Consider the following 14,029-nt stretch of genomic DNA (forward strand, 5'->3'; position numbering starts at 1 on the left):
GTGCCGCGAGGGCTCCGCGTAGTCTGCGGACCATGGCCGCCATGAACGCTCCCGTGCTCTCCACCCGCGCGCTCAACAGGGCGACGATGGAGCGCCAGTTGCTGCTCAGCCGCACGGCCGTGCCGGTGAAGGAGGCCGTCGGCCGACTGGTCGGCCTGCAGGCCCAGAACACCAGGCCGCCCTACTTCCAGCTGTTCTCCCGGCTGGAAGGCTTCGACCCGGCCGCGCTCTCGGCGCTGATGGAGTCCCGCGAGGTGGTCAGGATCGTCACCCTTCGCTCCACCATCCACACCCACACCGCCGAGGACGCCCTCACCCTGCGCCCCCTGGTCCAGCCGGCACGCGATCGGGAGCTGAACATGTTCCGGAGCGGGCTCGCCGGGGTGGACCTGGACCGGCTCGCCTCGCTCGCGAGGGAGCTCGTCGAGGAACGTCCGCGCACCATGAAGGAGTTGCGGGAGGAGCTGCGCCTCCGCTGGCCGGACGCCGACCCGCAGTCCCTCGGGGTCGCCGCCCGGTGCCGGCTGCCGCTGGTCCAGGTCACGCCCCGGGGGCTGTGGGGCCGCAGCGGGCAGGTCGCGCTCACGACCGCCGAGCACTGGCTGGGCAGCCCGCCGCGGCCGGCGGCCTCGCCCGACGCGATCGTGCTCCGCTACCTGGGTGCCTTCGGACCGGCGTCGGTGAAGGATCTGCAGATGTGGGCCGGGCTCACCCGGATGCGGGAGGTCTTCGAGCGCCTGCGGCCCGGTCTCGTCACCTTCCGCGACGAGCACGGCGTCGAGCTCTTCGACCTGCCCGACGCCCCCCGCCCCGACCCGGAGACCCCGGCCCCGCCGCGCTTCCTCCCGGAGTTCGACAACGTCCTGCTCGGCCACGCCGACCGCACCCGGGTGATCCCGACCGCGTACAAGGGGCGCAACGGCGTGGGCAACCAGTCCTACGGGACCGTCCTGGCCGACGGCTTCCTGGCGGCGCTCTGGCGCCTCGACGAGACCGCGGACGACGCGATCGTCACGGTCCAGGCCCTGGGAGACCTCGGCCCGGCGACGCGTGAGGCGATCACCCAGGAGGCAGTGGACATGCTGGGCGTGATGACCCGGCCCCCCGCCCACGACGTGCGGTTCGCCACGTTCGTCGACTTCGGGGAGTGAGCCGCCTCGGTCCACTCGGGGGCGTCACGGGGAGTGAGTCACCTCGGACCGCCCGACCGGGTCACGGCGTCACGCCCCTCGGCGGCTACGGCAGCAGCCCGGCGCGGCGGGCCGCCACCACGGCCTCCAGCCGGGTGTGCGCCCCGAGTTTCCGCATCGCGGACCGCAGATAGCTCTTCACGGTCTCCGGTCGCAGCCCCAGACGTTCCGCCGCCGTGGCGTTGGTCGCTCCCGACGCGACGCAGGCGATCACATCCACCTCGCGCGGCGCCAGCCGTACCCGCCCGGCGGACGGTCCGCGATCCGGTCCCGCGGCGGAGGCCAGCCGCCCGCACACCGCGAGCAGCTCGTCGCGCAACATGGGGTCCACGATCTTCGGGGCCAGGGCGCGCAGCTCGCGGTGCGCCTCGCGGACGTCCTCCCAGGTGCCGGCTCCGGTGCCCGGATCGGTGATCCGTTCCCGGGTGGACGCCAGGAGCCGCTGCACCTCGTCGCGGACGGCCAGGGCCTGCTCCACGTCCCTGGCCGCCGATGCCACCGCGTCGAACGTGCGGTCCCCGAGCGTGAGGGGCTCGCGCAGCGCTCCGTACAGCACGCCGCGCACGGTCCGGCGTACGACGACGGGGACCGCGACGACCGAGCGCAGGCCCTCCGCCGCGACGGCCGTGTCGTACTCGTGGCTGATGTGGCGCGACGAGGGGTAGTCCGTGACCGCGCACGGCCGCGACAGGGCGATCGCCTTCCCGCCGAGCCCGCTCCCCGCCGAGATGACGAGCCCGCGCAGCGCGGGGGTCTGCGCCCCGCTCAGCTCGGCGATCCGCGCGTGGCGGGCGTCGGAGAGCAGCCCGCCGAAGACGACCGGCAGCCCGCTGGTCCGGCGCAGGCTCAGCAGAGCGGCCCGCAGTTCGGTCGCCTCGCCCGGTTCCGGCACGCCGCTGACTCCCCGCTCCGTCGGCCCCACCCCTGTTCGGGGGTGGTGAGATCTGGGTCACTGTTCGCATGATGTTAAAGGACGGGTTCGCGACGAGGAGGGCACATGCCGGCAACGAGTGCGACGGAGGCGTTCCGGGCGGCCCGGGACTTTCTGATCGAGCACCGTGAGGACTACACCACGGCGTACGAGGGCTTCAGCTGGCCCCGGCCCGACCACTTCAACTGGGCACTCGACTGGTTCGACGTCATCGCCGAGGGCAACGACCGCACCGCCCTGCACATCGTCGAGGAGGACGGCGGGCGCACCGAGGTCTCCTTCGCCCGGATGGCGGCCCGCTCCGACCGGGCGGCGAACTGGCTGCGGGAACAGGGCGTGGCCGCGGGCGACCGGATCCTCGTCATGCTCGGCAACCAGGTGGAGCTGTGGGAGACGGCGCTGGCGGCGATGAAGCTGCGCGCCGTCGTCATCCCCGCCACCCCGTTGCTGGGACCGGTGGACCTGCGTGACCGGGTCGAGCGCGGCGGGGTCCGCCACGTCCTCGTACGGTCGGCGGACGCGGCGAAGTTCGACGAGGTGCCCGGCGACTACACCCGGATCGCCGTGGGCCCCGAGGTCGGGGGCTGGCTCTCCTACGGAGGGGCCGACGAGGCTGCGGAGAGCTTCACGGCGGACCGCGAGACGGACTCCGGTGAGCCCCTGATGCTCTACTTCACCTCGGGCACCACGGCCAGTCCCAAGCTCGTCGAACACACCCATGTCTCCTACCCCGTGGGTCACTTGTCCACGATGTACTGGATCGGCCTGAAGCCCGGAGACGTCCATCTCAACATCTCCTCACCCGGCTGGGCGAAGCACGCCTGGTCGAACCTCTTCGCGCCGTGGAGCGCCGAGGCCACCGTCTTCATCTTCAACTACACCCGGTTCGACGCCGCCCGGCTGATGGCGGAGATGGACCGCTCGGCGATCACCAGCTTCTGCGCCCCGCCGACGGTCTGGCGGATGCTCATCCAGGCCGACCTCACGCAGCTGAGTACGCCGCCGCGCGAGGCCGTCGCGGCGGGCGAGCCGCTCAACCCCGAGGTCATCGAGAGTGTGCGGCGCGCCTGGGGTGTCACCATCCGCGACGGCTTCGGCCAGACGGAGACCGCCGTACAGGTGGCCAACACACCGGGGCAGCTGCTCAAGGCGGGTTCCATGGGGCGGCCCAGCCCCGGATTCAGGGTCGAGCTGCTGGACCCGGTCTCCGGTGAGGCCGGCGCGGCGGAGGGAGAGATCTCCCTCGATCTGTCCGCGGCCCCGGTCGGCCTGATGACGGGCTACCACGGCGACCCCGAGCGCACGGCGGAGGCGATGGCGGGCGGTTACTACCGCACGGGTGACATCGGCGCACGGGACGAGGACGGCTACATCACCTACGTGGGACGGGCCGACGACGTGTTCAAGGCCTCCGACTACAAGATCTCGCCGTTCGAGCTGGAGAGCGCCCTGCTGGAGCACGAGGCGGTCGCGGAGGCGGCGGTCGTGCCCGCTCCGGACCCCGTGCGGCTCTCCGTGCCGAAGGCGTACGTCGTGCTCGCCGAGGGCTGGGAGCCGGGTCCCGGCACGGCCAAGGTGCTCTTCGAGCACTCCAGGTCGGTGCTGGCCCCGTACAAGCGCATCCGCAGGCTGGAGTTCGCCGACCTGCCCAAGACCGTCTCGGGGAAGATCCGCAGGATCGAGCTGCGCGAACGGACGGCGCAGGGGACCGGCACCGAGTTCGACGAGGGGGACCTGCGATGAGCGGCCTCTCCTACGCGCACGGCACGAGCACCACGGCCCTGCTCGGCGACACCATCGGGCGCAACCTGGACCGTGCGGTCGAGGCGTTCGGGGAGCGGGAGGCCCTGGTCGACGTCGTGTCGGGGCGCCGGTGGACGTACGCGGAGTTCGGTGCCGCCGTCGACGAGCTGGCCCGCGGGCTGATGGCGTCCGGGGTGGCCAAGGGCGACCGGGTCGGCATCTGGGCGGTCAACTGCCCCGAATGGGTCCTCGTCCAGTACGCGACGGCGCGTATCGGCGCCGTCATGGTCAACATCAATCCTGCCTACCGCGCGCACGAGCTGGAGTACGTGCTCAAGCAGGCGGGGATCTCCGTCCTGGTCGCCTCGCTCGCCCACCGCACGAGCGACTACCGCGCCCTCGTGGCGCAGGTCCGCCCCGACTGCCCCGGGCTGCGGTCCGTGCACTACATCGGTGATCCGTCCTGGGACGAGCTGACCACCGCCGCGGAAGCCGTGACCCCGGAGCAACTGGCCTCGCGCGAAGCCGAGTTGTCGTGCGACGACGCGATCAACATCCAGTACACCTCAGGAACCACCGGCTTCCCCAAGGGGGCCACGCTCTCGCACCACAACATCCTCAACAACGGCTACTTCGTGGGGGAGATGGTCGCCTACACCGAGCAGGACCGGGTCTGCCTGCCCGTGCCCTTCTACCACTGTTTCGAGTGGTTCGCCTTGGGGGTACGTGCTGACGAGATGACTACGCCATGGGTGCTGAGCGCCTGTCAAGTCCCAGGGAGTGGAATGTGACGCAGCCCACAACGACAGAAAGAGTCCCGGCCCCTCGCGTGATGTGCGAGAGAGCCGGGGCTCAGGTCTGTCTGACGTCCGACTGCCCGAGCTGCTGAGCGCCTGCCTGCCAGCCGCTGAGCGAGCCGCCGGGCTTCTCCCGCCCGCTCGCGCTCTCGTCGTCGCTCGGCGCCGTCTGCTCGCGCCCTCGGTCATGTGCGCGGCGCGGGGTGGTAGGGCACGGCCAAGGGGGGTGGGGAGTGACCCCCTGGGAGCGTTCTTCTTCACCGCCAAGTCTTACCGGCCAGGATCTTGCCACGGTTTCAAGGTCGCTCAGGGCACCCGAATGACTGATGAAGCGACTTGAAGCGCAATGCCTGTAAACGAAATGTTGGCGCCGGGCGGCCGAGAAGCGGTCTTGACGTCTACCAGAGGAGAGGCGACGCACTTCACATCCTCGGCCGGGCCGTCAACCAGCAGAGTGACCAGTACCGTCTGCCCACGCCGAAGGAGGGATGGTGCCACCCGCAACCATGTGTCCGCGTAGACCTGCCGGCCCACGATGGCCACATCCTCGTGGGTGACCCTCGGAACGGACGTTCCCTCCGGCGTGCTCGCAAGCTCCACGATGCCGATTACGCGCGCTCCCAGTTCAAACTCGATCGGGTCGTCGTTGTGAAACATGGCCGCAGTGATGTCACGTCGACCTTGGTTCGCAAGCGCGAGCTCGATGATGCGCGGCGCTTCAAGCGGAATGTGCCTGAAGTGGAGGGTCAGGCCGTCGTCCGGGCCACCACCCAGCTCGCGGCCGACGAGCGGCTTGTTCGAGTGGGTCCACCAGTTGAACACCCGCTTGGGGTGGGACGCTCTGAGCGTCGCCCAGACTCCGAGCACGCCCACAAGAACGCCAACAATGAGAGGGATGAGGAACTGAAAGACGCTTCCTTCTTCCCACCAACTCGCCGCAAGAATCTCCATGTCACTGATTCAACATCAACGGTGGGTGGCGGCGGGCAGACTACAGCAGACCGAGCTTGGCCAAGCCGAAGCGCTCACCTGCCAGGTTGTTGTACCCGTACTCGGCGGCGTGGTTCAGGATGCAGGGAACGCAGCGTCCGGGCCGACGGTTCAGCGGCCAGCCCGGCGCCAGCACCCCAAAGATCGCAGGTTGGTCATGCCGACTCTTCCTCGGCCGTGAACGCCCCGGTCCCGTAGCGCGCCATCGCCTCGCGGCGCTCCTTCAAGTACTCGGCTTGAATGTCCTCGGCCGTGACCCCGACGCTCTCCATCACGGGGTGAAGGACCCTCTCGCTGAAGCGCTCATCCGTCTGAGTGAACAGTCGGCAGTCCGCCTTCAGGTCTGCGCACAGCTTGGCCCGGCTCGCCTCGGCGACCATCTCTTGGATGCGCTCGCGCCAGAAGTTGTGAACCAGGAAGTTTCGCCGCTTCAGGCTGTTTGTGAGGTCGTTGCCGACTTCCGGGTAGGCGCTGGTGTGCGCCTCGACGCGCTTGATGAGCTTGCCCATCATGTCCTTGAAGCCCTGAGCCCAGGGGTCACGCATGAGCTGCTCTCCCTGCTCCCTTGCCGTGACAATCTTGGTGAGCGCGAGCAAGTTCACGAGCGAGTGTTCAAGAACGTTGGCCTTGTAGATGGCCAGCCCGAAGAGGGCGTACAGAGTCTTGTGGTCCGTGCCGTTGTCGTACTCGTCGTCCGGCTCCGGCTCCTCATGCCAGGTCGGCAGGTGCCTGACCACATACAGTTCATCCATCCCTTCAGTGTGGCGACAAGGCGGGCCAACTCGTACTGGTTTTGTGCGGCTTGGTTACCGGCCTGCGCCAGCCGGCCGATCTGCGGGGGGCCGGGTGCCTGACCTCGGACTGAAGCCAGGCATCGACGCATCGCCCCGAAAAATGCCAGGGCCCGGTCGACTCAAGCGGCCATCGCCTCGATGATGGCTGCGCCCAGAGGCACGCCGGTACGGCGCTGCGCCTGCCATGCATCGAACCTGCGATGGCACGACTTCGCCAATGGTGCGTAGTGGTCAGGGCTGACGGAGTACAGGCAGCCGGTCTCGTCGACCTTCGCCGCCGGATCGGTCCCGAGGTACGCCCAATCGGTTGCCTGTCGGCCGCAGCCGCAAGCGCACTTCCACTCGGCAGCCTTGCCGTGAGCGCGAGTCACGCGGTTGTGGGCACCGACATACGAGACGTCGTCGCCCTTCCAGGGACGCGAGGAATGGGAGCGCAACGGCTTGTCGGCCTGCGGATCGCCGTGCACGCGGACACGCTGACCGTGCGCCAAGCAGAGGCCGCGCACGCGATGCGGACGGCCGCACGACTCGATGCCGCACAGCTTGCGTCCATCGGCGGCGACGATCGGGGAGTAGTCGTTCATGGGGTGGATTACCTCCTTGGGTAGGGCCGCCTGTCTGCGGCACTGAGTAGAGAGCCAGCGGCGTACGGGATGTACGCGACGGCGAAGGGATGTAGGTGATGCACTGCGAGCCCGAGGCTCCGCCAGGAGCCGACAGGAGGCAGTCCTCGAAGAGCGCAAGGCGGCTTCGGGAAGTGGGGCCTACGGCCCCAGAGAACAAGCGGGCAAGGCAGCTTCGGGAAGTCCCGGCCTACCGGCCGGGCTCAGGTGGAGACGCTTCGAGGCTTCGCCTCGCCGTTGCCGAAGACGGACTGTGTCGGTCCGCGCGGAGGCTCCGCCAGGAGCCGAGCACGACCGTGCTCTGACTCTGTGACTTCCTACTCTGGCCAAAACTTCTCAGCAGGCGAGGGACTCCTACTCTGGCCAAAACTCGGAGTGGATCGGCTGAGCGCCGGGCTCTCTACTCTGGCCAAAAGTTCTCGACGAGCAGGGGCTTCCTACTCTGGCCAAAAGTTCTCAGGCCGCTTCGTCGAGCCAGCCGCCAACGTCGACCCAGCCCAGCCACTCCGTGGCCCGGTCTCCGGGCTCCAGACTGAACGTCGTCTTCGCTCCACGCTTGGCGCCGATCGTCTCGACCGTCAGCCACCCGGACTCGACGAGCGCCTGAACGCCTCGCTCGGTGTAGGCGCGCTCTCGAGCGGCGCTGTCCCGGACGCCCACTGCGTCGGCCAGGGAGCGCCACGGCACGGTTACGCGGGAGTCCTCGCCGCAGAGCCGGGCGAGCTGCTTCGCCACCAGTTGGCCGCTGCGAGGTACGCACTGGATCACGTCGGCGTACCACCGGGACGCCTGCCCGGTCGGCGGGTAGTGCTCGGCCGCCAGGGCGTACCCGCGCTTCCGCAGCCTGGCTCGGTTCTCCTCGGTCTTGGGGAACAGGTCTTCCAGCACGGGTCACCGCACCGGCCGGGCGAGCTGCCAGGTGTCGTATCCGAGGCGCCGGAGGAACCCCTCTTCCTGAAGGGAGCGAAGCCCGGACTCGAACTCGGCTGCGGGGATGGAGCACTTCCGGGCCAGCTTCCGAGGGGAGAGCCGGAACGGATCGCTCGCGGGGAGCGTGAGGTAGCGGGACGTATGGCCGACCCAGGAAGGGGCGGCGGGGTTGGTCTTGGGCACGGGTGTGCGACCTCCTTCAAGAGGCCGAGGCAGCACGTAGCTACGCCTCGGCGCGGTGATGGTTGATCGCGTGTCCGTTCACGCTCTGGGTGCCCTCGGCTTCCCCTGCCAGCCCCTCGGGATGGCGGCCTCTCTCGGAGTGGCCAGCTCAACCGCCGTCGCGCGGCGTGAGCTACGGTGCGCCTCGAAGAGGCGGAAGAGAGTCTCTACATGATGCTGACTGATCCGGCCAACTTCGCACCAGTCGGCAATCTGACAACCGAGCATGATCTCGGGGAGCTTCGAACGGTCGAAGGTGTCCTTCTGCCAGGCAGGTCCGAGGTATTGGGGCTCCAGGGCGTCAATCTCTTCGGGAGTGAGCGGCGTAATGGCTGCCATTTCTCACCCTCGAAATCATGCCCTTCACCTGCGTGTTGGCGCTCCAGGGGCAAGCTGCTGTATCGTCAGACGCCGGAAAGGAGAAGAAATCTTGGCGGGTGACAACGTCAAAATTTCTTTTTCTGGAGTGAAAATGAATACTGAATACTGGGCGATCGTCGGTGCGGTCACAATGGCCGCGCTGGTGGTGTTCGAGCGAGTCCTCGACCGGATTCCACCGATCGCCAAGAAGGCCGTCGTGGCTGTCCGGTCCATCCGCGCTGTAGCGGATGAGTTCAGGAAGAAGCGCGAATGACCTACCGTCTGCCCCTGCCTTGTGGTGGGGGCATGCGGCGTTCAAGGGTCTGTCGTCTGACTTGCCTTGAACGTGAAGTCTCGGTCCCCTGGTGGTTGGCCAGGGGTGGCGTCTTGCCGAGCGAGAGGGGGCTCCTTGCGCTCGACGAGCGGGTAGGGCGCTGGCCGAGCGAAGCGTGGTCACGGCGCCAGCATCTCGGCCACCTCGACGAGCAACCAGGCCGGTACACCCGAGCCGGAGACGGGGCAGTAGCGCCCGTCGGCTGTGTGACGGAAGAGGAGTCGGCCGGTACCTACCGGCAACTCGACAATGGTGCCGACCGGCAGGTTCGACAGCTCGGGTGCCGTTGTCTTGCGGACGTCGAGGTATGTCTTACGACTCATGCGTGACACTCCCTCGCGCCGGTCGGACACACGTGTGACCGGTCGCCACAAAGGGCGTTCCGGCAGGCATTTTCAGGTACGACAGGTAGAGGTCGAGCGCCTGTGTGACGACTTCGGCTGTCGTCGTACTGCCGGTCATGCGCTGAATCTCTGCGAGTTGCTCGCGTGTGACGTCGGTGTGGCGGACGGAGATCGTTGTCTTACTCATGCTGGTGGTTTCCTCCTTGGGGCATGACGAAGAGGCGCCCCCTGCGTGACGGGGCGCCTCTCTGTTGGTCGAGCTTGGTCAGTCGGTCTTACGCGCCGGTGCTCCCGGTGTGACGAGCAGATCGGCGGTTGTACGTACGAGCGTGACGAGAGCGGCGATGTAGGCGACGAGAGCGACGACTGTCATGCGGGGTTGCCTCCTGTGCGTGACAGCCCTTGATCGGGCCGTTCAGCACCGCCCCCGGAAGCGGACCATTCCAGGGGCGACACTCAACGGCCGATCAGAGGCTCATCGGCCCAGGCCCATGAAGATGTCCATGCCGCTCTGCGGGCCGGTGGACAGCGTGGGTCGCCTGGACGCGTACCAGTCGTCACGCCGAGCCTTCAGCTCGGGGTCGACGTTCGGGTCCTCGATCTGCTTCACAGTGAAGCGGACCTCATCCTTCTCCAAGCCGTCCCCCACGCTCCGCATGAGGACGTTCAGGGAGTCGGGGTTCAGAACCTCTCCGCCAACCTTCCGCAGGGCCCGGACGATGCGCTCAGGGACGATGTCGCGGTGCTCGGGGCGTCGGTACAGGGTGACGGTGACCGTTGCGCTGTAGGTGACGCCAGGAACGATGTCCCGGCGCTTGTACTGCCGGTCCGTGTACGTGCCATCCCAGGAGCTTTCCGACTGGCTGACGATCAGGACCGGAGCGTCGGCCTCGGTCGGCACGAGGGCGCGCACGTCGGCAAAGGTCGAGAACACCTGCGCGGCAGGGAAGGTGTTCGCCTCCAGGAGAGCGGACGCCACCGCCTTCGCCACCTTCTTGTCGGACGGGGGAAGGGCGCGCTCGGCGCGCTGGATACGCGGGTCCTCGCCGTCAGGGTCGCGGTTGTCGACGTGCTTGTTCGCGAGGAGCTTTGCGCGCTCCTCAGCGGCCAGCGCCTCGGCGAACTCCTGCGCCGAAGCCGTCTCGACACCACGAGCGAAGCGGCCTCGCATTGCGCTCACTCGGGCGGCGGCTTCGTGGTACTCGTCGTTCCATCGCTCGATGTCGTCGCGGAGCTCGGAGAGCTCTGCCTGTGCCTTGCTCGCCTTGAGGGCGGCGTCACGCTCGGCCGCCGCGATGGCGTCGGCGAAGGACTTGGTCGTCGTCTTGGTGGTAGCCACTGTGGTTGTGCTCCTTCGGTTGATGTGTATGCAGAAACCCCCTGGCATGGGGCCAGAGGGCGTGTGGTTCAGGGGTGAGTCGTGGTCGGCCGGAACTGCCGGCTCGGGGTCAGTGACGACGTCTGCGCCAGGCGGCGTAAGCCGCGCTCCAGTCGCCCCAGTGCTCGTAGATGTGCTCGGTGTTCAGTGCGGTCGCGGGGTGCATCGTCTTGTCGTGGTGGACGGCTTCCGGCAACTTCCCCTCCACTCGACAGTGGAAGGCGAACAGACGGACGAACGTGTGTGGTTCGCCCAGCCACTCGGCCGCGACCGAAGTGGGTACCCAGTGGCCGGTAGAGCGTCGGTTCATCGAGCGTCACGTTCCTTGACGGCACGGGCGATGACGTCTTCGCGGTAGACGATCGTTCCGCCGACGCGCACGTACGCGGGGCCTCGCCCTTCCGAGCGCCAGACCCTCATCGTTGCCGGAGCGATGCCGAGCCGACGAGCGGCTTCCGGGGTGGTCAGGTACTTCCCATCGAGATCCACTTGCGGGACCTCCCTTCAGGTAGACAGCGGTGATGTTCTGTTGAGAGCAAATGAGAGAAGCCCAGCCGACAACCCAGGAGGCGGGAGGTGTCGGCAGGGCTTCACTGTGAGGAGCAACCGGCGGAGTAGGACCGGGCTCGACTCGGGGATGGCAGGGTGAGAGAGGCCCTGTCGTTGAAGGTTTGGGGTAAGTGGCTTCGGCTTGCGGCCCCGCCAGGGGCCCAGCGTCTACGAGGCTTGGTCGCTCGCTGCGCTCGCTCCCTCTGCTTACAAGTCCGGGACGAGCGGGTCGGAAGTCAGGACGCCTTCGACGTGACGCCAGTCACGCTCAGCGCCGGGGTTGCTCGGCTGCGCCTCGCTCCCTTTACTTACTGGTGGGAGAACGATCATGGTCTGTCAGGGTCGAGCCTGCGTGACGCCAGTCACGCTCTGCGGCCAGGGTCTCGACGGCGAGCAAGACGCTTCGATACTTCGGCGATGGGCGCCGGAGGCGCTACCTGACGCCACTCCTGCCGCTTGGTCGGTCGCTCGCTTCGCTCGCTCTCTACTTACTGATACGGAGCTCGATCCCTGCCAGTCCGCATCGATCGCGAAAGAGAGACGCGGCTCACACAGGAGCCCCTGCCAGCCACGGGGGAGGCCGACAGGGGCTCTGCAACCGGCACGCCTCGGAGTCTCGCTCGCCGTCCCAAGGTGTGCCGGGGCTCTACTCGGCCCGCTCGACGAGAGCGAAAGAAGTGCAGAGGCGCCGGAAGCTCCCGTGTCCCGTTCGGCCGGTATGGCTCATGCACTCGATGTCGACGGCCGCGCCGTCCGTCGAGGGCGACGCCTTCCACTCACACTCGTACGCCAGACACTCGGCCTCGAAGGTGACGTCAGTATCCGGGTGCTGGGTGATCCGGTGCTTCACGAAGCGGACGATGGAGCGAGTCAACGCCCCCTCCTCGTCCGATGCGGGTGGTTGCGGATCTCCACATCGGCGTCTGTCGCCGCCGACAGGTCCCCTCTGTCCCGCGCCGCCTGTCGTTGCTCGACCAGTGCCGTGCACACTTCGCAGTTCACCGCCGCTTCGGGAGGCGGGAGCGGAAGCGCCAGGTTCACCGGTCCCGACATCGTCGTCTGTCGTGCGCTCATTCCGTGCGACCTCCCCGGTTGCGTGTCTCGGGATGAGAATCGCCTGAGACGCGGTCGAGGGTGCGGTTCAGTCGCGTTGTGGCATGAACTCATGCACGGCAGGCGGCGGACCAGTCGGCGAGCTTCGCTCTCGCCTCTTCGCCGAACAGGGCGCGTCCCTCGTACCCGGCGAACTCCTCGGCGTACGCCCGCACGTCCCTTGCATCGCGGAACACCATGACGCCCGTGGACATCTCCGCCGTGGCCAGCCGGCCGTCGTAGATCGTGAAGGTGTTCAAGGGGCATCCCGGTAGCGGGGTTTCCATCGGGATCACGCCGAGGCGCACGTTCGGCAGATGCGTGAGGGAGGCGAGCCGGTCAAGCTGTACGGCCATCGCGTCGGCAGCAAGGAACGGGGACCGTGCCGCCTGCTCGGTCAGTAGGAAGGTGAACCGCTTCGAGCGGTCGTACAGGACTTCCTGTCGCTCCAGCTTCCGGGCGATGGCCTTGCTGTGGTCGCCGGGGATGTGGGCCAGGCTCGCTCTGATGTACTCCGGGGTCGAGAGTAGGCCGGTGATCATCGAGAGCAGGAAGAACCGGAACTCTGCCGACGACGCTTCGAGCCCGGCCAACTCCCGTTGCTTCTTGTCGAGCCCCTTCCGGCGGAGCCCTCGCGCGTCCTGCCATTCGGTGTTCGCCGTACGGGTAAGGGCGGACACTTCCGCCACCACTTCGGGCGGAGCTTCGAGGGCGATCAGAAGCGCCTCGATGTCAACGAGGGTCGGGCGGGTCTGCCCGTTCTCGATGCGGCTCACCTTCGACTGAGACATGGCGCAACGCGCGGCGAGCCGGTCCCCTGAGAGACCGGCCGCCTTGCGTAGATCTCGGAGCATGGAGCCCAGCTCTTGCCGGGACTTGCCGAGCTCCTCGGGCTCGAACGTCACTCGCTCTTCACGTACTCCAGGAAGGGAACCGACTCGGCGACGGCGAGGCGCTGGTACTCGATGAACGGCGCCGGATCGCCCTCGTAGAGCTCTCGGCCAATCTGCCTGCCGTCGTCCTCGTAGCGCATGAGCACGACCGTGGAACGGTCGAACATCCAGTAGTCGCCGACGTCGTCCGGTAGCGGGTTGGGCCGGTCCGTCAGGTCGAGGATGCGGATGTCCTCTCCTGCCGGTGCTTGGTGCTGGTAGTACCGCTCGAACTCGAAGCGCAGGTAGTCGCTCAACGGCCGACGCACGATGTGGACGCGCCCCACGTTCCGGGTGCGGACCATGTCCGTCCAGGAGTCCGAGTAAGGGCCAGGGAACCGGGCCCCTGCCTTGAACGCCTCGAACTCCTCGGCTTCCTGCTGTACGAGGTACTGAGGCAGGGTCTCCAGTCGCCACGCTTCCGTCTGGAAGTCGCGGAACTTGGCCTGCCAGTCGTCACCATCCAAGAGCACGGACAGCCTCCCGAAGAACGCTCTCGGGGATCTCCACAAGCCCTTCCCCCTGCGGCGGAGTGAAGGCGCCGGACACATCGCCTTGCACCACGAACGAGCCGGACGCGGTGCGGTAGACGTTCGGGCAGTCGCCCTGTCCGCACTCGCCGTTCCCGTTGCCGGTGAGTCGGGTAAGCCCTGCACGCTCAGCCATGCGTAACCCCCTGGTCTGCGGCCCCTGTCGGGCCCGTTGACAACGACCGTACGAGCGCCACCCACGGCCGTCTACCCATGAACGCGGGTATGCACGTCTCTGCATGAACTGAGGCGCCCAGAGGGGCGCCCAGGGCTTCGAGGGGAACGCGGAG

The 14,029-nt window shown here is 67.8% G+C and carries 17 protein-coding genes and 1 pseudogene; 4 read left to right on the forward strand and 14 right to left on the reverse strand.

Annotated features, from left to right (window positions below):
• Positions 1-32 precede the first annotated feature (32 nt).
• Positions 33-1,151, forward strand: a complete 1,119-nt coding sequence (locus ACFUNE_RS23910) for a winged helix DNA-binding domain-containing protein (protein WP_383571558.1) — start codon at positions 33-35, stop codon at positions 1,149-1,151.
• Positions 1,152-1,236: 85 nt separating this feature from the next.
• On the opposite strand, the gene ACFUNE_RS23915 is transcribed toward ACFUNE_RS23910, so the two are convergent.
• Positions 1,237-2,082 (reverse strand): response regulator transcription factor, encoded by an 846-nt coding sequence (locus tag ACFUNE_RS23915; protein WP_383571561.1) that lies wholly within the window; start codon positions 2,080-2,082, stop codon positions 1,237-1,239.
• A gap of 105 nt (positions 2,083-2,187) precedes the next feature.
• On the opposite strand from ACFUNE_RS23915, the gene ACFUNE_RS23920 reads away from it, so the two are divergent.
• Together ACFUNE_RS23920 and ACFUNE_RS23925 are read left to right on the forward strand one after the other, a co-directional pair.
• A complete protein-coding gene (locus ACFUNE_RS23920; RefSeq protein WP_383571564.1) occupies positions 2,188-3,864 on the forward strand; it encodes an AMP-binding protein in 1,677 nt (558 codons plus the stop codon).
• Positions 3,861-4,568 (forward strand): annotated as a pseudogene (locus ACFUNE_RS23925) (AMP-binding protein); the annotation flags it as partial. The gene ACFUNE_RS23920 and the pseudogene ACFUNE_RS23925, both read left to right, overlap by 4 nt.
• Positions 4,569-4,967: 399 nt before the next feature.
• Here the strand turns inward: ACFUNE_RS23925 and ACFUNE_RS23930 are convergent.
• The 5 genes from ACFUNE_RS23930 to ACFUNE_RS23950 all read right to left on the reverse strand — a co-directional run bounded on the left by ACFUNE_RS23930 (position 4,968) and on the right by ACFUNE_RS23950 (position 8,181).
• Entirely contained in the window at positions 4,968-5,612 is a 645-nt protein-coding gene (locus tag ACFUNE_RS23930; protein WP_383571567.1) for a hypothetical protein, read from the reverse strand.
• Positions 5,613-5,806: 194 nt separating this feature from the next.
• Positions 5,807-6,403, reverse strand: a complete 597-nt coding sequence (locus ACFUNE_RS23935; protein ID WP_383571570.1) for a hypothetical protein — start codon at positions 6,401-6,403, stop codon at positions 5,807-5,809.
• Positions 6,404-6,564: 161 nt separating this feature from the next.
• Entirely contained in the window at positions 6,565-7,029 is a 465-nt protein-coding gene (locus tag ACFUNE_RS23940) for a hypothetical protein (protein WP_383571573.1), read from the reverse strand.
• 495 nt (positions 7,030-7,524) lie between these two features.
• Entirely contained in the window at positions 7,525-7,956 is a 432-nt protein-coding gene (locus ACFUNE_RS23945) for a hypothetical protein (RefSeq protein WP_383571576.1), read from the reverse strand.
• Positions 7,957-7,959: 3 nt separating this feature from the next.
• On the reverse strand, positions 7,960-8,181 hold the full coding sequence (locus tag ACFUNE_RS23950) for a hypothetical protein (RefSeq protein WP_329234704.1): 222 nt from the start codon (positions 8,179-8,181) through the stop codon (positions 7,960-7,962).
• Positions 8,182-8,650: 469 nt separating this feature from the next.
• Between ACFUNE_RS23950 and ACFUNE_RS23955 the strand changes: the two genes are divergently transcribed.
• Positions 8,651-8,854 (forward strand): hypothetical protein, encoded by a 204-nt coding sequence (locus ACFUNE_RS23955; protein WP_383571579.1) that lies wholly within the window; start codon positions 8,651-8,653, stop codon positions 8,852-8,854.
• Between the two features lie 179 nt (positions 8,855-9,033).
• Here the strand turns inward: ACFUNE_RS23955 and ACFUNE_RS23960 are convergent, their stop codons facing one another.
• The 8 genes from ACFUNE_RS23960 to ACFUNE_RS23995 all read right to left on the reverse strand — a co-directional run bounded on the left by ACFUNE_RS23960 (position 9,034) and on the right by ACFUNE_RS23995 (position 13,875).
• A complete protein-coding gene (locus ACFUNE_RS23960; protein ID WP_383571582.1) occupies positions 9,034-9,237 on the reverse strand; it encodes a hypothetical protein in 204 nt (67 codons plus the stop codon).
• Positions 9,238-9,733: 496 nt separating this feature from the next.
• Positions 9,734-10,597, reverse strand: a complete 864-nt coding sequence (locus ACFUNE_RS23965) for a hypothetical protein (protein ID WP_383571585.1) — start codon at positions 10,595-10,597, stop codon at positions 9,734-9,736.
• A gap of 109 nt (positions 10,598-10,706) precedes the next feature.
• The gene (locus ACFUNE_RS23970) at positions 10,707-10,946 is read right to left on the reverse strand and encodes a hypothetical protein (RefSeq protein ID WP_093560594.1); all 240 of its coding nucleotides are present in this window, start codon (positions 10,944-10,946) and stop codon (positions 10,707-10,709) included.
• On the reverse strand, positions 10,943-11,125 hold the full coding sequence (locus ACFUNE_RS23975; RefSeq protein ID WP_093560596.1) for an AlpA family transcriptional regulator: 183 nt from the start codon (positions 11,123-11,125) through the stop codon (positions 10,943-10,945). Before ACFUNE_RS23975 ends, ACFUNE_RS23970 begins: the two co-directional genes overlap by 4 nt.
• A 706-nt stretch (positions 11,126-11,831) precedes the next feature.
• Positions 11,832-12,059, reverse strand: coding sequence for a hypothetical protein (locus ACFUNE_RS23980; protein ID WP_383571588.1), 228 nt, complete (start codon positions 12,057-12,059; stop codon positions 11,832-11,834).
• A 289-nt stretch (positions 12,060-12,348) separates the two neighbouring features.
• Positions 12,349-13,182, reverse strand: a complete 834-nt coding sequence (locus ACFUNE_RS23985; protein WP_383571591.1) for a helix-turn-helix domain-containing protein — start codon at positions 13,180-13,182, stop codon at positions 12,349-12,351.
• On the reverse strand, positions 13,179-13,682 hold the full coding sequence (locus ACFUNE_RS23990; RefSeq protein WP_383571594.1) for a DUF6879 family protein: 504 nt from the start codon (positions 13,680-13,682) through the stop codon (positions 13,179-13,181). The genes ACFUNE_RS23985 and ACFUNE_RS23990 overlap by 4 nt, the downstream gene beginning before the upstream one ends.
• A complete protein-coding gene (locus ACFUNE_RS23995) occupies positions 13,666-13,875 on the reverse strand; it encodes a hypothetical protein (RefSeq protein ID WP_325744806.1) in 210 nt (69 codons plus the stop codon). Before ACFUNE_RS23995 ends, ACFUNE_RS23990 begins: the two co-directional genes overlap by 17 nt.
• Positions 13,876-14,029: the final 154 nt, after the last annotated feature.

This window comes from Streptomyces sp. NPDC057287, assembly GCF_042667905.1.
Taxonomy (GTDB): domain Bacteria; phylum Actinomycetota; class Actinomycetes; order Streptomycetales; family Streptomycetaceae; genus Streptomyces.